Source organism: Legionella rowbothamii (assembly GCF_900639985.1).
GTDB classification, from domain to species: domain Bacteria; phylum Pseudomonadota; class Gammaproteobacteria; order Legionellales; family Legionellaceae; genus Legionella; species Legionella rowbothamii.
Window position 1 is genome coordinate 23,485 of record NZ_CAAAIM010000007.1, and the last position, 17,864, is coordinate 41,348.

Sequence of the window (17,864 nt, forward strand, 5' to 3'; positions counted from 1 at the left end):
AAGACTTAATTGGAGACGTTATGATTCAATAAGAGACAAAAAGGGTTTAATCATCGAACAAACTTTAGTACACTGACAAGCTAATAGCATTCATAGGTAAATACCTTTGAAAATAATAATAATAATAAGATTTTTATTAGGTATTCTCATTTTTTGTGGTATTGCCAATACTCATGCCACTTCCGATGTATGGGAAGTGCTTCGTGGTGAATTTAAACTAGACCATGAAGTTTCACGCGCCGAGGTCCAGGGACAAATCCGATGGCTAATTGCTCATCCAAGTTATTTGCAAAAAGTCTTTCGTCAGTCTCAGCCTTATATCTACCATATCGTTACAGAAATCAAGAAAAGAAACTTACCCGGAGAGCTAGCCTTAATTCCTATGATTGAAAGTGCCTTTGATCCCTTTGCTTATTCGGGGGTTGGTGCAGCTGGGTTATGGCAGATTATGCCTGGAACGGGGAAAGATTTGGGATTAAAACAAGATTGGTGGTTTGATGGACGACGCAGCATTGGTCCTTCAACTGATGCAGCCCTCAATTACTTGGTCTACCTCAATAAAACTTTTGATGGCAATTGGACACTATCCTTCGCATCTTATGATGCGGGGGAAGGAACTATATCTCGTGCCATAAAAGCAGCCCAGCAAGATAACCGCAGTACGAGCTTCTGGGACTTGCCTGTCCCCAGAGAAACCCAAATTTACGTACCACGACTGCTTGCCTTTGCAGAAATTGTAAAAAATGCGCAGCAATATAAATTATCAATTCCAGAAATTCCCTATCAGCCCTATTTCCAAGAAGTGAACATTGGCAGTCAAATCGATTTAAACCATGCAGCCAAATTAGCTGGAATTAGTTATCGCGAGTTAATCAAATTAAATCCCGGATTCAATCACTGGACTACAGCCCCTTATAAACCCTTTAAATTATTAATACCTGCTGAAAAGGTACGTCAATTTAACTTAAATCTAGCGAACTTTCCTGAAGAGAAACGAGTGAGTTGGACCAAACACCAAGTGCAGCAGGGAGATAATCTAGACACTATTGCGAATAGATATCATACAACGGTGAATTTAATTAAGCAGTTAAACCAATTAACCACAAATCAAATAAAACTCAATCAATCCATCTTGATTCCCAGTACTCGAAATGCACCGCTTGCTGCAACTCCTACTAAGAAAGAAATTGCCCTAGTCAAAACTACCTATTATAAAGCACCAACCCAATACAATGCTCCTGCCCCTGCGCCCACCTTGGCACTGGGAAGCCACCGTAAGATCCATATAGTGCAAGCATCGGATAGCTACCAACGCTTAGAAAAGATGTATGGTGTTAATGTGAACGACATTCTGACCTGGAATAAATTATCCAATAACCAACGTTTACGTGTCGGACAGCAATTAATAATCTGGAAAACAGTAAAGCCAACGCAGCAATATATAGTTCGCAACGGAGACACTTTAGATATAATCGCAAAACGCCACCAACTTCCATTAAATCAAATTCTTTCTTTGAATCCTGGACTAAAACAGAATACGCCTTTATACCTTGGGCAAAAAATTCTTATTGGATAAAATTCACCTTTGACGAATATTAGTAATTAATATAAAAAAACCTCACCATGACCATTTTTTGGGCACTGGAGCAAAACGGTTTACGTAGGGAGTGGGGATAATTATCAGAGGATACATCAAGGCTTAACCACGTTAATTGTTGAGGATTATTTTACAAGAAAACCTTAAGTAAGTTTCATGAATTGCAAGCTCACATGCGAAATATTGTATACAACCCTGTTAGTTCGTTCATTTTTAACTAAATAGTTACAAAAATTTTTAATTTCCGGCGTGAACCTTGCGAGAGTGAAATCAAAACTTGTGTTATACTGAAAATAACTTGTTTATAGTATTAATGAATATATGAAATTACTATTTGATTTTTTCCCTATAGTTTTATTTTTTATCGTATATAAACTTTCTAACATATATACAGCCACAGCAGTGGCAATGGTTGCATCATTAAGCCAAGTAGCATTCTACCGTTTGAAATTCCAACATTATGAAAAAATGCACTTAATCAGCCTAGCAATCATTATGGTACTCGGTGGAGCAACCCTCTTTTTCCATAATCCATGGTTTATTAAATGGAAACCAACTGGAATTTATTGGCTTTCTGCTTTGATATTCTTCAGCTCAAGTTTTATAGGCAGCAAACCATTAATTCAAAAAATGATGGAAGCCAATGTATCACTTCCCTCCAAAATCTGGCATAGACTTAACATTGCATGGTCTTTATTCTTTATCCTAATGGGAGCGGTCAATATTTATGTCGCCTATCATTACGATACGGATGCCTGGGTTAATTTTAAATTATTTGGTGGTGTAGGGTTTACCCTACTTTTTGTATTGATTCAAGCGTTTTACCTAACAAAACATATGGATGAAACCGGACTTGAGAAACAATAGGAGCCAGAATGAGACTCTTGCTAGTTGAAGATGACGAATTACTAGGAGATGCTGTAAAAACAGGATTAACCCAGTTTGGTTATATAGTCGACTGGCTCAAGGATGGGGAAGCAGCACGTGCAGCCTTAAAATCAGAATCTTTTGAATTAATCATTCTTGATTTAGGTTTACCTAAATTATCAGGATTGGGATTATTACAAAATATTCGTAATGACGGTAATCCTACTCCTGTAATTATTCTCACTGCACGTGAATCAGTTGAAGATCGTGTTAAAGGTTTAGATAGTGGCGCGGATGATTACCTAGTTAAACCTTTTGACTTGAATGAGCTCAGTGCCCGAATTAGAGCATTGGTACGACGCTCTCAAGGTCGTGCAGACGCCGTACTTCAGTATAAAAATATTACCTTAGACCCTGCTGCCCATTCCGTTTTTGTTGATGAGGTTCTAGTTAATGTGCCTCGTCGAGAATTTGCGCTATTGCAAAAACTATTGGAAAACAGTGGGCAAGTTTTATCACGTGAACAGCTCATGCAAAGTATTTATGGGGGGGAAGAAGACGTAGATAGTAACGCACTTGAAGTTCATATTCATAATTTACGTAAAAAGCTTAATGCCAATTTTATACGCACTATTCGCGGTGTTGGTTATATGGCTGAAAAAAATGATGGTATTGTGGTATCGTGAAATCGTCTATACGAAAGTTCTTATTATTTAACTTATTGTTGGCGATCACCATTACCACCACTTTAACGGCCATTGGAAACTATTATCTTGATCAGAAGGATATTCAAGATCATTTAGATACACTAATGGCTGTTTCCGCCTTATCGTACCAGGCTTTGTTAGGCGACGACCTCCATCAACGCCCCCTCGTAAAAATCCAAGAAGCACTAGAAACAATCCCCCAAAAGGTAGATAACTTTTATCAAAAAAGATTTTTAAATGATGAACCACCAGAAAATTACATGGATAAATTTAATTTTCAGGTGTGGACTAATGGCGGAAAATTATTATTACATTCCTCTACTGCGCCTAAAATTCCTCTTGCTTCAGAAGTTGATGGATTTAGTGATAAAAAAATTGCCGATCAAGATTGGCGTGTATTTACCACCTATAATGCGAAAGCTGGAGTTCGCACTGTTTTAGCCGAGCGCTATGATACACGGAACGAATTAGGGCATCGTATTGCTCAAGACGATCTCTACATCATGTTACTGACCTTTCCCTTATCGGGTTTGTTAATCTGGATTATTATTGGACGCGGTTTAGATAGTCTGGATAAGGTTGCCGAAGAAGTAGCAAACCGTGCACCTAGCCATTTGGAGCCTGTAGATTTGCAAGAAGTACCTGAAGAAATAAAACCAGTCATCGATGAGTTGAATAAATTATTTTTTAGATTGAAAGAAGGATTTGAACGGGAAAAGCGTTTTGCAGCAGATGCTGCCCACGAATTGCGTACCCCTCTTGCTGCTTTGAAAACTCAAGCCCAAGTTGCATTACATACGAATAATATTGAAGAAAAAAACCAAGCATTACAAAAATTGATTGCGAGCGTAAACCGGAGTACTCACGTTGTGCAACAGCTACTAACTATGAGCCGCCTAGTCCCTGAAGCTGCGCATATGGATGGGAAGGATGAGGTAAATTTAAGTCGTCTGGCTCGTGAGACATTAGCGATGCTTGCCCCATCAGCAGTAGAAAAACAAATTGATTTGGAATTTGAAACCCGGGCAGAGAGTCTAACAATTCATGGAAACTCAACGGCACTCGGTATATTAATTCGTAACCTTGTGGACAATGCGATTCGCTATTGCAATGAGAATGGGCATATTGTTGTACGTCTTTCTAAACTGCAACATGAAGTGATGCTTGAGGTCTGCGATAATGGTCCTGGTATTCCTGCTGAATTACGAGCACGTGTTTTTGAGCGTTTCTTCCGTATCTTAGGTAATAAAAGTCCAGGAAGTGGATTGGGACTTGGTATTGTTCAACAGATTTGCCAGTTACATAATGGTCGAGTTGAGTTGGATGCACCACAGACTGGAACAGGGCTTATTGTGCGAGTATTTTTACCGCTTGATACAGAAGAGTAGATTTAATCTTCCCGTTACTTATAAGTAGTAGGTTTGGCCCATCGCCCAATAAAACATAGAACCATGCCAGGATTCAATGCTGGGCTATGGACCAACCTACACGTCATTGTTCAAATAGCAGAAGCCTATCACTAACGCGTAGCCAAAATCTGCAATGCCTCACGAATTAACTGCTCGCAACTCTTAATGCCGTCATCAACCTTATTCACCGCTTTTAAAGCTTCTTGAGGTTTATATCCCAATGCTTCTAATGCACTAACTGCTTCATCCTGGCCACGAATTAAACTTACCGGTGTCAATAAAGCGTCGGCACGTGAATCAGTAAATTGCTTAATACTGTCACGCATTTCCACAACCAAACGCTCAGCAGTCTTTTTACCAATACCTGGTAACTTAGTTAGAAAAGCAGCGTTTTCCTGCTTAATGCATTGAATAAACTCATTTGGAGTTGTGCTGGAGAGAATGGCCATTGCCATTTTAGGTCCCACACCATTTACTTTAATTAATGCACGGAACAATGCACGTTCTTGCTTATCTAAAAAACCATACAACAATAGTGCGTCTTCACGAACCACTGTATGAATATGTAAACCGACGGAGCCATTTAGGCTATCCAACTGGAAAAAGGTATTTAATGAAGTTTCCACGTCATAACCGACCCCTTGGACGTTCACCACTAGCTTTCCTGGTTGATGTTTATCAACTATATGTCCATCAAGCCATCCAATCATCGTTTTCTTCTCCTTAAACTAACACTGGTTTTGCCTAAAAGTGCAGATAAATTATGACGCATGTGACTATGGCAAATAGCAATTGCCAAGGCATCGGCAGCATCGGTTTGCGGCGCTTTGTTTAATGCCAACAAACTTACCACCATATGCCCTACCTGAGCCTTCTCTGCAGCTCCATAGCCAACAACTGTTTGTTTGATTTCTCGTGCAGAATACTCGCTTACTTTTACACGGTGTGATGCAGCAGCAACCATAGCCACCCCACGTGCATGTCCTAATTTCAAGGCAGAACTAGGGTTTTGGTGCATAAATACTTGCTCGATTGCTACCTCTTCAGGAGTGTAATGATCCATTAATTGGCAAATGCCATCATAGATTTGTAAGAGCTTTTGGCTCAGCTCTCCAGTGGGTGTAGTACGAATACACCCGCTATCAACGTATTCTATTTTTTGGCCTACTTGCCTGATTAAACCATAACCAGTAATTCGCGAGCCTGGATCAATCCCTAGAATGACAGTCATTAGCTCATTGATTCTAAAAGTTTTTCTGAAAACTCAGCATTACTGTAAACTTCCTGAACATCATCTAAGTCTTCCAGCATATCAATCATTTTCATCAAGCTCTCAGCTGATTCATCGTCAATAGGCACTAAGGTTTGAGCACGCATCGTTAATTGCGATTGTTCCACAGCCAAGTTAGCATCACTTAAGGCGTTTAATACGCTATGGTAGGCTTCAACAGGCGTAATTACCTCTATTTGCCCGTCTTCCACTGAAACATCATCAGCCCCAGCCTCAATTGCAACTTCCATCACTTGGTCTTCAGAAGCCCCCGGAGCCATGAGAATTTCCCCCTGATTAGTGAATAAATAAGCTACCGAGCCATCTGTTCCTAAATTACCCCCATTTTTAGTAAAGGCATGGCGCACTTCAGAAACCGTACGGTTTTTATTATCAGATAAACAATCGACTAATACAGCAACACCACCTGGACCATAACCTTCATAACGCATGGCAACCATTGCCTCGCCATCCAGTCCACCAACACCACGTTTAATCGCATTATCAATTGTGTCGCGTTTCATATTCGCCGCAAGTGCTTTTTTAATTGCGTCGCGTAATCGTGGGTTAGAAGACTCTTCTGCTCCACCCATGCGCGCTGCTACCGTAATTTCACGAATTAATTTTGTAAATATTTTACCGCGCTTAGCGTCTTGAACTCCCTTGCGGAATTTAATATTAGCCCATTTACTATGACCTGCCATAACTGACCTCTAACTCGAATTAAATTTGCATACGATTATACATTCTCTGTTATTAAAAATCTTCATCCTTAGATTAGATAATGTGCCTCAGAATATGAGTATCTGTGCCAGAAAACACCCACATTAAGGCTTCGTCTAATACGGGCTATAAAATTACCTGTTTTCGTGGCAAACTAACCCCTTAAACGATTATATAAGGAGATAAACAGTGTATCTGCAAGGTTTTGGCAATTATCATCAAAGCGAGGCGGTCTCAGGAGCATTACCAAGTAACCAAAATTCTCCGCAACACTGTAATTTAGGTCTTTATGCAGAGCAACTAAGTGGCACTTCATTTACTCGTCCTCGTCATGCAAATCAGCATAGTTGGCTTTACCGCATACTGCCTTCAGTAGTTCAAGGTAATTATGAGCCATACAAAAATGAACTGGTAAAACCCTACCATCCGGAACAATCTCCTAATCCATTACGCTGGTCCCCGATTCACAATGCAGATAACGAGTGCGATTTCATTGATGGCTTGTTTCATCTTGCTGGATGTCATTTAGTTACGACTTATCTTTATCAGTGTACTCGTTCCATGCAGCATACCTATTTTGCTGATAATGATGGCGAATTGCTATTTGTACCTTATATAGGAGAAATCAACCTTCATACGGAGTTTGGTAAGTTGAATATATGCCCAGGTATGATTGCCGTAATTCCGCGAGGGGTTAAATTTAAAGTCGAATTAGTCAGCAAAGAAGCCAAAGGCTATCTATGCGAGAACGCGGGTAATCCTCTAACCCTGCCGCAATTAGGACTTATCGGCTCTAATGGTTTAGCTAATCCACGACATTTTAAATACCCAACTGCCGCTTACGAGCAGCAAGCTCAAAATGTTACTTTAGTTTGTAAAAATCAAAATAAACTATGGACAGCTCCCAGTACTCACTCTCCGCTTAATGTAGTCGCCTGGCATGGAAATTATGCTCCTTATTGCTATGACTTAAGCTTATTTAATACCATTAATACAGTAAGCTTTGATCATCCAGATCCCTCTATTTTTACCGTGCTCACTTCCGAGAGCGATACTCCCGGTGTAGCTAATCTTGATTTCGTTATTTTTCCTCCTCGTTGGATGGTTGCAGAACATACCTTCAGACCCCCTTATTTTCACCGAAACTACATGAATGAGCTGATGGGACTTATTCGCGGTGAATATGATGCGAAAAAAGAAGGTTTTGTGCCTGGTGGTGTAAGCATTCATAACTGCATGACCCCGCATGGACCGGATCAAGTAAGTTATGAATTAGCAACTTCGAAGAAATTAGAACCTGAGGCCTATTTAAACACCCTAGCCTTTATGTTTGAAACCCGTGATGTATGGAAAATTACTGAGCAAGCAATGGATGCTAAAGAACGACAAAGGAATTATGCTGATTGTTGGCAAGGTTTAACGCCAGCGTTTAAGCTTTAATAAAACCCTTTTACGCTCCGTAGTTTGTAGAAAAACTTGGGTAGGCTGAGTTAAAAAGCCCCAGCATACAAGGATTGTGCTACTTCCCATGCTGGGCTTTTCAGCCCAGCCTACTCTCTACCGACTACATAGGATTTAGAGTCTTAAAATAGATCTTCCTGAGTTAACCCTACTTTCTCTAACAAACCGCGTAGCGTTTTTAGCGCTTCGACCTGAATTTGGCGTACGCGTTCACGAGTAAGATCAATTTCTTTACCCACGTCCTCAAGAGTTGCTTTTTCGAAGCCGCGTAAACCAAAACGTCGAGCAATAACTTGCTGTTGGTTTTCAGTTAACTTATCCAAAAGCGATTCAATGTGAAGGCGAAGATTCTCATTGGTTAATAGCTCTGCCGGATTCACACTATTTTCATCGGCGATGGTATCTAACAAAGATTTGTTTTCATCATAGCCTATGGGGGTATCAACAGAAGCAACTTTATCATTCAGCCCTAAGAGCTTTTGCACATCTTCTAAAGGCTTATCTACCATTTCAGCAATTTCTTCCGGTGAAGGCTCATGGTCTAGCTTTTGAGTAAGCTGACGCGCTGCTCGCAGGTATACGTTAAGTTCTTTAACCACATGAATGGGCAAACGAATCGTTCTGGTTTGATTCATAATCGCACGTTCAATCGTTTGCCTGATCCACCAAGTGGCGTAGGTTGAAAATCTAAAACCACGATTTGGATCAAATTTTTCAACGGATTTCATTAAACCCAAATTCCCTTCTTCAATTAGATCAAGTAAAGGAAGTCCGCGATTAAGATAGCGTCGAGAAATTTTAACAACCAAACGTAAATTCGACTCAATCATTTTTTTACGCGCTGCAACGTCGCCTTTTAAAGCAAGCGTTGCATAATGAACTTCTTCCTCAGCGCTTAATAAAGGAGAGAATCCTATTTCACTCAAATACAATTGAGTTGCATCCATCATTTTTATGGCATTTTTGCCGCGACTAAAAGAAGGAAAAGCAGCATCATCCGAAAAATCAGGCAACTCAGATTCTTCCTCATCTTTTTCAGCGAGGACCTCAAAATCGTCATCATCCATCAAGAACGCATCGTCGTCAGTACTTACTTCAGACAACTCCTCATCCTTAAATTCCGTATCTTTAATTGACTCATCGTCATTTTGCATGATTTTCACCCTGTAATGTTTAGCCGTGTTTCTAGAATTTACACCTTTTCAGGCAGTCATCCCATCACGAATCCCTTACAACATGACGAGCTGCAACCATATAGTACCTATATTGTTGCTACAACCACTCATACAATGTCAACCTTTTTGTAAATAATTCAACGGGTTGACAGGAACCCCCGCCTTTCTGATTTCAAAATGTACACCTGTGTACTTATGATCAATGACTCCAGAAATAGCAATCGTTTGACCGGCATTCACATGTTGCCCTTCCGAAACCATAATTCGCGCATTATTGCCGTAAGCAGTTAAAAACTCATTGTTATGCTTTATAATAATTAAATTACCATATCCTGACAAACCACTTCCAGCATAAGCTACTGTACCACTTGAGGCAGCAATAACTTTTTCCCCAGACTTACAAGCAATATTTATGCCTTTTTTACCTTGATTTGGAATAAAGGTAGTAACGACACGTCCACTAACAGGCCACAACCATCCAGAAGCTGAACGAACGTAGCGTCGAGCTGGTGAGTGAATTACCTTAGGAGCAACACTAGGTGCAGATCGATAGGATTTAAATTGGGATAACCGTCGTTGCACAGGGGCTCGTCGAGCGCCTCCTCGTACATTTAAAACCTGGCCAATTCTTAATGAATAAGGTGGGGAAATATGGTTTAAACGCGCCAAACTGCGGTAATCCGTATCATAACGAAATGCTATGGCAAAAAGTGTTTCACCACGTTGTACAATATGGGTTCCTTGATGTCTGGAGTAGGGTCGCCATTTTGACTCCGTTACGGGAGCTAAATTGGACCCACAACCCACAAGCACGATTGCCAGAAAAAGATATACAGATCTTTTGCAAAATGTAAGTATCATGAATTGCCTCAAGCAAATATTTTCATTAAAAAAATCTGCCGCAAATGTTTCTAAAACTTAGGGAACGCTTATATTTTTCGTTATTCCGGCTAAATCCCACAGACAAGCCACAGAACATAGAGGAAGACATAAACAAGCGAGTGTTCTCATCTTATTAAGAATAACGTCGATTACTAAAGTATCAAATTAACGCCAGTTAACCAACTGGATAATTGATCAAACATTTTATAGTTGGTCATATCCAAGTGTAATGGGGTTATAGAAACATAGCCCTCTCTAACCGCACAAAAATCAGTTCCAGGGCCAGAATCAGCTTCCTCTCCGGGCAATCCAATCCAATAAATAGGGCGTCCGCGGGGATCTTGATCTTTCACTAAAGGCTGCGCTCCATGACGAGTCCCTAAGCGGGTAACTTGCAAACCTTTAATTTGATCGATAGGTAAATCAGGAACGTTCACATTTAAAATTGTTTGCGATGGCAAACTATGGGTACTTAATTTACTCACCAATTGTTTAGCAATATAAGCGCCTGTTTCATAATGCTGAATGGTGTCACCCACCATAGACATAGCAATTGCAGGCAAACCTAAATAACGTCCCTCCATTGCTGCCGCTACAGTTCCCGAATACAGAACATCATCACCTAAGTTAGCACCATCATTGATTCCTGAAACAACCATATCAAAAACCGGGCTCAAAAACCCAGTTAACGCCAAATGTACGCAATCAGTAGGCGTGCCTTCAACGCTGTAATAGCCATTCTCTAATTGCTTCACTTTCAAAGGGCGGCTTAAACTTAAGGAATTACTCGCCCCACTGCGATTTCGGTCCGGAGCCACCACATCAATATCCACAAAAGTAGACAATTCCTTAGCTAAAATAGTAATTCCTGGAGCATGCACCCCATCGTCATTGCTTATTAATATTTTCATTGTTAACTCACTGGGGACTCTAACCATTTCACAACTGCCAAATATTCTTCCAAGTCATGCTGGTTCTGAGCAATACTTGCTTGCAATTCTTTGTTATTAGCGTCTGTTTTTAATTTCTGCGATTGCGCGGCAATAGTTTCTTGTAATGCTAAAATTTTATTACCAAAACCTTGTGGACTTTGTTGTAATTTATAAGCCAGGCTATTCATTCTTCCAGCAATCTCTTGAATCTGATTACAGGTCATACCTTGTGGCTGTTGTTTTGGACAACTTTTTATTGCTTGTTGTAATTCATTGGGATGGGTTTGGTAATAATGTTCATCTTTTTTCATGCAAGATGTTAGTCCCAACGTTACTAATATTGCCACCAAGTACTTATTCATACTCAACCTCTTGATGTAAACTACAAAAAGTCGATATTATCATCAGATAACCCCTAATTCCATCTTAGTGAGAATTTCCACATGTTAGATTTTAAATTGCAACGTGACGAACACACTGGAGAACAATATTTAGAAACCTCTTTGTGCGGTAAACCGTTACTTACAACACCCCAATTAAATAAAGGAACTGCCTTTACTCACGAAGAACGAAGAGCTTTTGGTTTGTTAGGAAAACTCCCGCATCGAGTGGAAACGTTAGACGAACAAGTTAAGCGCGCGTATTTACAATATTCCAGTTACACCACGCGACTGCAGCAAAATATTTATCTAAATAACTTACACGATAAGAATCAGATCTTATTTTATAAATTATTGCATCGTCACTTAGGTGAAATGTTACCTACCATTTACACGCCTATTGTTGGCACCGCAGTAAAGCGTTTTAGCCATGAATACAGACAACCTAGAGGTTTGTATATTGCCCATTCAGATAAAAATTTAATTGATGAAATCATTGGAAATCGTTCTAATCCAGAAATTGATGTGATTGTGGTTACCGATGGTGAAGGAGTTTTAGGAATTGGCGATCAAGGTATTGGCGGCATGGATATCCCAGTAGCCAAACTGATGGTTTATTGCTTATGCGGCGGTATTAACCCTGTACGCACCCTTCCCGTATTCCTTGATGTAGGTACCAATAACCAAGACTTATTGAATGATCCATTATACCTGGGTTGCCGCCATCCACGAATTAGTGGTGCGGCGTATGATGAATTTATTGCAAGCTTTGTTCAGGCCATTCATAAACACTTCCCTAATGCCTTTTTACATTGGGAAGATTTTGGCCGCGGTAATGCCCGGCGTATCTTGGATCAGTTCCAAGATGAGTTATGTACCTTTAACGATGACATTCAAGGTACTGGGGCCGTTACTTTAGCGGCACTCATGTCTGCGTGTAATGTCACTGGTACCAAACTTCAAGATCAGCGTATTGTTGTTTTTGGTGCGGGCTCTGCCGGAACAGGAATCAGTGATCAAATTGTCGATGCCATGATACGAGATGGTTTAAGTGAAGAAGAAGCCTATAACCGTTTTTGGTTAATTGATAGACAAGGCTTATTGCTTACTAACGATGCCGAACTGACGGGAGCACAAAAACCTTATGCGCGCGACCCCAATGAGATTACTCAATGGCACACCAAGAAACAACACCCTTCACTCACGGATACAGTAAGACACGTGAAACCAACGATTCTTATTGGCTGTTCTGCTCAAGCTGGTGCTTTTTCACAAGACATTATTGAAGTAATGACCCAAACCTGTGAACGGCCCATTATTTTCCCATTATCAAATCCAGATGAAAAATGTGAGGCAAAACCTGAAGATATTTTAGCGTGGACTCAAGGGAAAGCATTAATAGCAACAGGAACAGCATTTCCTGCGATTGAATACCAAAATCGTATGGTACAAATTGCGCAATGCAATAATGCATTAGTTTTTCCAGGCATTGGTCTAGGGGTATTAGCAGTTAACGCATCAAAATTAACTAAAGACATGATTCTTGCTTCGGCAGAAGCCTTGTGTCGATTTGCTCCAAGTGAGAAGGATAGTTTCTTACCATTACTACCCTCTTTAGATGATGCACAAACTGTTGCTAAAGAAATTGCCATTGCTGTAGCTAAATCTGCAATCGCTTCGGGGCATGCTCAAAAAAATCAGGATGCGGATTTGGAAAAGTTAATTGCGGATATGTTTTGGATGCCGAGGTATTTGCCATTTAAGAAGGTTTGATTTTTGATGTAGGCTGGGCTGCAAGGCCCAGCAAATACCATTTGGGCAACTCCCAATGCGGGACTTTACAACAGCCTAGATTGTTTCTAACTGTCTATTTCACAAAATTAACTTTAATTGTTTTTAGCGTTGCTGTTTTAGGCTCCCAACTGCGCGCGTATTTAAATTTCAGCTCTGTATTTGCAGGATAAGCTTTCCCCTTCTTTAACTGAAAAACATAATGCATTTGACCACCTGCGCCAATCAGATTCGTTTTAGGTTTCTCATAAGCACTAGAACTTAAGGTTAAAAAACCATGGTCATATTTAACAATTGACCACTGAAATCCTGTTGTAGGGTTTGCAGGTAAGTTAATGACAAATTCAGGAGCCTTCGCATTCACTGTCATTGTTTCTTTATCTGCATAAGCCATAATTGATATCCCCAAAAGCAAGCAGCTGAGTAATACCCTCATTCTATTCTCCTTTAGATGCATCTATTGTTAGTTTAGCTTATTTTAAGGAAATTCTATTTGTAAGCAACTAATAGCACCTAGAAGACAGAATTACCCTGGCTTAACCACGGCATCCAGAATCTTGTTCTTCACATTGAACTTATGGATACAGCGGTTAAGCCACGATAATTCGTGCGAAAAGATTAAGTAAGTACCGACTTTAAACAACTGGAACCCTGCTTCTTGATACTAATTTGACTACAAAGACCAAATTTAATACCATGTAGCGACTTCAATCAGCGGAGAGTTTTATGTTTAATGCGCAAGACTGGCAAGATTTAAATTTTATTTTTGATTTAAGCGATGAGGAAAAGGATCGCAGCTATATTTCTGGTGTTTCAGAACGAGGATTTGAAGTATACACACGCAGGATGAATTTTTTTAAACCCATTGAGAGCTGTCCTGATTTTTTTCATGACCTATTCACAATATTACGTTGCCCCCTTGCTTTTTCAATTGGCTCAGTCATTGCTGCGTATAGAACGGTTATCGGAGCGGTTGCCCTCGCCGGGGATTTATTAATCACCATGGCAAGCCTTATTTTTATGAGCGACAAGGCCGTGGATACCGCATTGACAAACACAGGCAACGCATTAGCTTATACAGGCACAATGCTCCTTGGTACTGCTATGGGGCTCTTATTGGCCGGGCTTAGTATCCCTTACAATACCGTATCTTTAGCTACACGTATGTCATCCATGGTAATACCTCCTTTAGCTGATCTGTATGTAGAGCCAGAAAATTCTTTCATGTTCTAATAAACCTATCTCCCATACCCGTATTACGACTTCGTCTAATACGGGCTATAATTATTTGAAAAATAGAAAAATTCTGCAATTGACGTTTATGTTGATTCCCTTAAAATAGATTATTATCAACAGAGCTAATTTTCTTTGCCATAATATATTAAAGAAGTTATCCCTTACATAAGAGATCTTATGTTTGACAAAATTTATAATGCGGCACTGGAAGCCCAAGATGTTTATGAGCTAAACAAGAGCCTCGCAGATACACATATTGATGTACTTGATAGTTCGCCCCCCTATTTTACACCAGCGGGTAAATTAGCTGCGGGAGGGCACTATAAAGCCACAGAAATGTTACGTAACATAGGGGCTCTAGTTGATCCGATCGCTATGGGATATGCCTGCGCGGGCAATCATCGAATAGTCGAAGAATATCGCATAAATCATCGAGCAGATCCCAGTTCTATCGCCATGGGGTATGCCCTGGCAGGGGATCACGAAAGTGTCGAGCTCTATCGAATTAAATGCCAAGCCAATCCAAGCACTATAGCAATGGGCTATGTCCATGCTCATAATGATGAAAAGGTCGAGGAGTATCGCATACAATACCGAGCCAATATAAATGCCATTGCTATGGCTTATGCGCAGGCCTGCAATCACAGCAAAGTCGAAGAATATCAAACCCAACATAAAGCCGACGTTAAAGCAATTGCCATGGGCTATGCTCTTGCAGGGGAACACAAAAAAGTTAATGACTATAGGGTCCAGCATAAAGCAGATGTAAATACTATTGTGATGGGATACGCACTCGCAGGTAATCACAGCAAGGTGGAAGAATACCGCATCACCCATGAAGCGAGTCCCAATGCCATCGCGGTAGGTTATGCTCAAGCAAGTAATGATGCGAAGGTTGAAGAGTACCATTTACAACATGATGCTGATGTAAGTTCAATTGCAATGGGCTATGCACTGGCCAATAACCATGTTCGGGTTGAGGAATATCGCTTATTATATAGAGCGGATCCTGGCTTGATCGCCATAGGCTATGCACGCACCGGGAATCATGGCAAAGTAGACGAATATCGATTAAGACATCTGGTTAATCCTGATTTTATTGCCATGGGCTATGCATTAGCAGGTAATCATAGCCGAGTTGAATATTACCGTAAGCACTACAATGCGTCACTAAAAACTATTGCACAAGGTTATGCTCGTTCTAGTGAACCCGTTCCTCGTCTTTATTTTGCAGTAAATATACTCGTCCGGCATGGGCCTGCTGGTCACGCAATCATTGATGTAATGCACAGACTAAGAACAGGCCAAGACCGGCGTTGGAATCCTTTTTGGATGAATAGTGGAACCAAATTAGATCATATTATTTATGCAGTTGAGGGGCTAAAATTTACAGATCGCATTGAAGAACTGATTAATAATCCTAAATCAGAACTCTATATTGCGCTTAATACGCACCGTGCAGCCATTGTTAATTTATTTAGGTGGCTAGGATTTAGCCATGCACGCTCACTTATTTATGTTAAAGACCAGCTTTTCAAAATGAAACAAAAAAAATAAAAAATATCTCTCGTTATGCTCTTGATATTAAACCTTATAAAGGCGATTATTTTACTTTTTTGTAGGTGGGGACGCGCGTGGAATACGAAACTATGGAATTTGATGTACTTATCGTCGGAGCAGGACCGGCGGGATTATCTGCCGCGATAAAACTAAAACAATTAGCCTTAGCCGCGCAACAAGAGCTTTCTGTTTGTATTTTAGAAAAAGGGGCTCAAATTGGATCCCACATACTTTCAGGAGCCGTACTGGAGCCAAAAAGTTTACAAGAACTGCTACCAGATATCTGGCAAAATGCACCCCTCGATACCCCTGTGAGCGAGGATCAATTTTATTTTCTAACAAAAAACCGCTCCTATAAGCTCCCTACTCCAAAACCAATGCACAATGAGGGAAATTATATTATTAGCTTAGGTGAACTCTGTGGCTTCCTTGCAGAACAAGCAGAAGCCTTGGGTTGTGAGATTTATCCTGGATTTGCTGCAGTCAGAGCACTTTATAATGACCAAAATCAGGTTGTTGGTGTGGAAACAGGCAGTGTGGGTATTAATAAAAATAATGAAAAAACAGAGCATTACCAGCCCGGAATGCATTTACTTGCGAAGCAAACCCTCTTGGCTGAGGGCTGCCGCGGCCAATTAAGCCAAAAATTGATGGCTCGTTATCATTTAAGAGATAAATCAAACCCACAAACTTATGGTTTAGGAATTAAAGAAATTTGGCAGGTTAATGCAGAGAAACATGAGCCAGGTAAAGTAATCCATACTGTAGGTTGGCCCATGGACCATTCTACTTATGGCGGCTCATTTATTTATCATTTGTCCAAACAACGGGTTGCAATTGGTTTTGTTGTCGGCTTGGATTATAAAAATCCTTGGCTCAGCCCCTTTTCTGAATTCCAGCGCTTTAAGACCCATCCAATGGTGAGTTCACTATTAGCAGGTGGGGAACGTATTAGTTATGGTGCACGTGCTTTAAATGAAGGTGGATGGCAGTCACTACCTAAATTGACATTCCCTGGTGGTGCATTAATTGGTGATGCAGCTGGCTTCCTTAATGTTCCCAAAATTAAAGGTATTCATATGGCGATGAAATCGGGAATGCTCGTCGCAGAAGCCTGTTTTGACGCATTAAAACAAACTGAAGAAACACCAATTGAATTAGTTAGTTACCCCGAAAAAGTAAAAGGCTCATGGTTGGAACAAGAATTATATTCTGTTCGCAATATAAGACCAGGCTTTAAATACGGGTTAATTCCCGGATTAATCAATGCCGGTTTTGAAACCTATATTACGAATGGAAAGTCACCATGGACTTTGGCAAATCATGCCGATTATAAAAGCTTCAAATTAGCTAAAAAGGCTAAAAAAATTGACTATCCTAAACCAGATAATGTACTTACTTTTGATCGATTATCCTCAGTATTTTTATCAGGTACATTTCATGAAGAAGATCAGCCCTGCCATCTTGAGTTAAAAAAGCCTCAGCTGGCAATCGATGTGAATCTAAAAAAATATGCCTCTCCAGAAAGTAGATACTGCCCTGCAGGGGTTTATGAAATTGTTGAGAATGAAGATGGGCCACGATTACAAATTAATGCTCAAAACTGCATTCATTGTAAGACCTGTGATATTAAAGACCCACGACAAAATATAGTATGGAATGCTCCTGAGGGAGGCGGCGGTCCTAATTATTCAGGTATGTAAAAATAACTTAGGCTGGGTTAAAAATCCCATCCCCCTTTAGTTACTCGGCTATTAACTGACATTTGGCTTATTAAAAAATTGAATTACCGCGGCTTGACCGCGGTGTTCAGATTTATCTTAGGCTTCACTCCGAACTATTGGGTACTGTAGTCAAATAGGAATTCGAGTTGC

The 17,864-nt window shown here is 40.3% G+C and carries 17 protein-coding genes; 9 read left to right on the plus strand and 8 right to left on the minus strand.

The window, feature by feature from the left end; translation table 11 throughout:
- Window positions 1-100: 100 nt before the first annotated feature.
- The 4 genes from E1P08_RS11995 to E1P08_RS12010 all read left to right on the plus strand — a co-directional run bounded on the left by E1P08_RS11995 (window position 101) and on the right by E1P08_RS12010 (window position 4,559).
- Complete coding sequence (locus tag E1P08_RS11995; RefSeq protein WP_133137252.1) at window positions 101-1,576, plus strand: lytic transglycosylase; 1,476 nt, start codon at window positions 101-103, stop codon at window positions 1,574-1,576.
- Window positions 1,577-1,918: 342 nt separating this feature from the next.
- Entirely contained in the window at window positions 1,919-2,464 is a 546-nt protein-coding gene (locus E1P08_RS12000; RefSeq protein ID WP_058534867.1) for a septation protein A, read from the plus strand.
- A gap of 8 nt (window positions 2,465-2,472) precedes the next feature.
- Window positions 2,473-3,150: a response regulator gene (locus E1P08_RS12005; protein WP_133137253.1), complete on the plus strand. Its 678-nt coding sequence runs from the start codon at window positions 2,473-2,475 to the stop codon at window positions 3,148-3,150.
- Window positions 3,147-4,559 (plus strand): ATP-binding protein, encoded by a 1,413-nt coding sequence (locus E1P08_RS12010; RefSeq protein ID WP_133137254.1) that lies wholly within the window; start codon window positions 3,147-3,149, stop codon window positions 4,557-4,559. Before E1P08_RS12005 ends, E1P08_RS12010 begins: the two co-directional genes overlap by 4 nt.
- 131 nt (window positions 4,560-4,690) lie before the next feature.
- On the opposite strand, the gene ruvA is transcribed toward E1P08_RS12010, so the two are convergent.
- Genes ruvA through E1P08_RS12025 form a run of 3 tightly spaced genes read right to left on the minus strand, consistent with a single transcriptional unit; the run spans window position 4,691 to window position 6,554 of the window.
- Complete coding sequence (gene ruvA / locus E1P08_RS12015) at window positions 4,691-5,290, minus strand: Holliday junction branch migration protein RuvA (RefSeq protein ID WP_133137255.1); 600 nt, start codon at window positions 5,288-5,290, stop codon at window positions 4,691-4,693.
- Window positions 5,287-5,811 (minus strand): crossover junction endodeoxyribonuclease RuvC, encoded by a 525-nt coding sequence (ruvC, locus tag E1P08_RS12020; RefSeq protein ID WP_133137256.1) that lies wholly within the window; start codon window positions 5,809-5,811, stop codon window positions 5,287-5,289. Before ruvC ends, ruvA begins: the two co-directional genes overlap by 4 nt.
- Window positions 5,811-6,554 (minus strand): YebC/PmpR family DNA-binding transcriptional regulator, encoded by a 744-nt coding sequence (locus tag E1P08_RS12025; RefSeq protein WP_133137257.1) that lies wholly within the window; start codon window positions 6,552-6,554, stop codon window positions 5,811-5,813. Before E1P08_RS12025 ends, ruvC begins: the two co-directional genes overlap by 1 nt.
- 208 nt (window positions 6,555-6,762) lie before the next feature.
- On the opposite strand from E1P08_RS12025, the gene hmgA reads away from it, so the two are divergent.
- Complete coding sequence (gene hmgA, locus E1P08_RS12030) at window positions 6,763-8,013, plus strand: homogentisate 1,2-dioxygenase (RefSeq protein ID WP_133137258.1); 1,251 nt, start codon at window positions 6,763-6,765, stop codon at window positions 8,011-8,013.
- Window positions 8,014-8,156: 143 nt separating this feature from the next.
- Here the strand turns inward: hmgA and rpoS are convergent, their stop codons facing one another.
- The 4 genes from rpoS to E1P08_RS12050 all read right to left on the minus strand — a co-directional run bounded on the left by rpoS (window position 8,157) and on the right by E1P08_RS12050 (window position 11,385).
- Entirely contained in the window at window positions 8,157-9,188 is a 1,032-nt protein-coding gene (gene rpoS, locus E1P08_RS12035) for an RNA polymerase sigma factor RpoS (RefSeq protein ID WP_133137259.1), read from the minus strand.
- Between the two features lie 138 nt (window positions 9,189-9,326).
- Window positions 9,327-10,070, minus strand: a complete 744-nt coding sequence (locus E1P08_RS12040; protein ID WP_133137260.1) for a peptidoglycan DD-metalloendopeptidase family protein — start codon at window positions 10,068-10,070, stop codon at window positions 9,327-9,329.
- A 173-nt stretch (window positions 10,071-10,243) separates the two neighbouring features.
- Window positions 10,244-11,002, minus strand: a complete 759-nt coding sequence (gene surE, locus E1P08_RS12045; protein WP_133137261.1) for a 5'/3'-nucleotidase SurE — start codon at window positions 11,000-11,002, stop codon at window positions 10,244-10,246.
- Between the two features lie 2 nt (window positions 11,003-11,004).
- Window positions 11,005-11,385 carry a hypothetical protein gene (locus E1P08_RS12050; RefSeq protein WP_133137262.1) on the minus strand — a complete coding sequence of 127 codons (381 nt, stop codon included), beginning with the start codon at window positions 11,383-11,385 and terminating at the stop codon, window positions 11,005-11,007.
- An 81-nt stretch (window positions 11,386-11,466) separates the two neighbouring features.
- On the opposite strand from E1P08_RS12050, the gene E1P08_RS12055 reads away from it, so the two are divergent.
- The gene (locus E1P08_RS12055) at window positions 11,467-13,176 is read left to right on the plus strand and encodes an NAD-dependent malic enzyme (RefSeq protein WP_133137263.1); all 1,710 of its coding nucleotides are present in this window, start codon (window positions 11,467-11,469) and stop codon (window positions 13,174-13,176) included.
- A gap of 94 nt (window positions 13,177-13,270) precedes the next feature.
- Here the strand turns inward: E1P08_RS12055 and E1P08_RS12060 are convergent, their stop codons facing one another.
- The gene (locus E1P08_RS12060) at window positions 13,271-13,630 is read right to left on the minus strand and encodes a protease inhibitor I42 family protein (protein WP_133137264.1); all 360 of its coding nucleotides are present in this window, start codon (window positions 13,628-13,630) and stop codon (window positions 13,271-13,273) included.
- A gap of 290 nt (window positions 13,631-13,920) precedes the next feature.
- On the opposite strand from E1P08_RS12060, the gene E1P08_RS12065 reads away from it, so the two are divergent.
- From E1P08_RS12065 to E1P08_RS12075, 3 genes are all read left to right on the plus strand, one after another.
- Window positions 13,921-14,427 carry a hypothetical protein gene (locus tag E1P08_RS12065; protein ID WP_133137265.1) on the plus strand — a complete coding sequence of 169 codons (507 nt, stop codon included), beginning with the start codon at window positions 13,921-13,923 and terminating at the stop codon, window positions 14,425-14,427.
- A 180-nt stretch (window positions 14,428-14,607) separates the two neighbouring features.
- Window positions 14,608-15,987 carry a hypothetical protein gene (locus tag E1P08_RS12070; protein WP_133137266.1) on the plus strand — a complete coding sequence of 460 codons (1,380 nt, stop codon included), beginning with the start codon at window positions 14,608-14,610 and terminating at the stop codon, window positions 15,985-15,987.
- Between the two features lie 77 nt (window positions 15,988-16,064).
- Window positions 16,065-17,693 carry an electron transfer flavoprotein-ubiquinone oxidoreductase gene (locus tag E1P08_RS12075; protein WP_133137267.1) on the plus strand — a complete coding sequence of 543 codons (1,629 nt, stop codon included), beginning with the start codon at window positions 16,065-16,067 and terminating at the stop codon, window positions 17,691-17,693.
- Window positions 17,694-17,864 lie beyond the last annotated feature (171 nt).

Bases quoted from the DNA above. Each gene is read 5' to 3' on its own strand.
- E1P08_RS12025 (WP_133137257.1), bottom strand. From the start codon at position 6,554: ATGGCAGGTCATAGTAAATGGGCTAATATTAAATTCCGCAAGGGAGTT.
- E1P08_RS12055 (WP_133137263.1), top strand. From the start codon at position 11,467: ATGTTAGATTTTAAATTGCAACGTGACGAACACACTGGAGAACAATAT.
- E1P08_RS12065 (WP_133137265.1), top strand. From the start codon at position 13,921: ATGTTTAATGCGCAAGACTGGCAAGATTTAAATTTTATTTTTGATTTA.
- ruvC (WP_133137256.1), bottom strand. From the start codon at position 5,811: ATGACTGTCATTCTAGGGATTGATCCAGGCTCGCGAATTACTGGTTAT.
- rpoS (WP_133137259.1), bottom strand. From the start codon at position 9,188: ATGCAAAATGACGATGAGTCAATTAAAGATACGGAATTTAAGGATGAG.
- surE (WP_133137261.1), bottom strand. From the start codon at position 11,002: ATGAAAATATTAATAAGCAATGACGATGGGGTGCATGCTCCAGGAATT.
- E1P08_RS12005 (WP_133137253.1), top strand. From the start codon at position 2,473: ATGAGACTCTTGCTAGTTGAAGATGACGAATTACTAGGAGATGCTGTA.
- E1P08_RS12040 (WP_133137260.1), bottom strand. From the start codon at position 10,070: ATGATACTTACATTTTGCAAAAGATCTGTATATCTTTTTCTGGCAATC.
- E1P08_RS12070 (WP_133137266.1), top strand. From the start codon at position 14,608: ATGTTTGACAAAATTTATAATGCGGCACTGGAAGCCCAAGATGTTTAT.
- E1P08_RS12060 (WP_133137264.1), bottom strand. From the start codon at position 13,630: ATGAGGGTATTACTCAGCTGCTTGCTTTTGGGGATATCAATTATGGCT.
- ruvA (WP_133137255.1), bottom strand. From the start codon at position 5,290: ATGATTGGATGGCTTGATGGACATATAGTTGATAAACATCAACCAGGA.
- E1P08_RS12050 (WP_133137262.1), bottom strand. From the start codon at position 11,385: ATGAATAAGTACTTGGTGGCAATATTAGTAACGTTGGGACTAACATCT.
- E1P08_RS12000 (WP_058534867.1), top strand. From the start codon at position 1,919: ATGAAATTACTATTTGATTTTTTCCCTATAGTTTTATTTTTTATCGTA.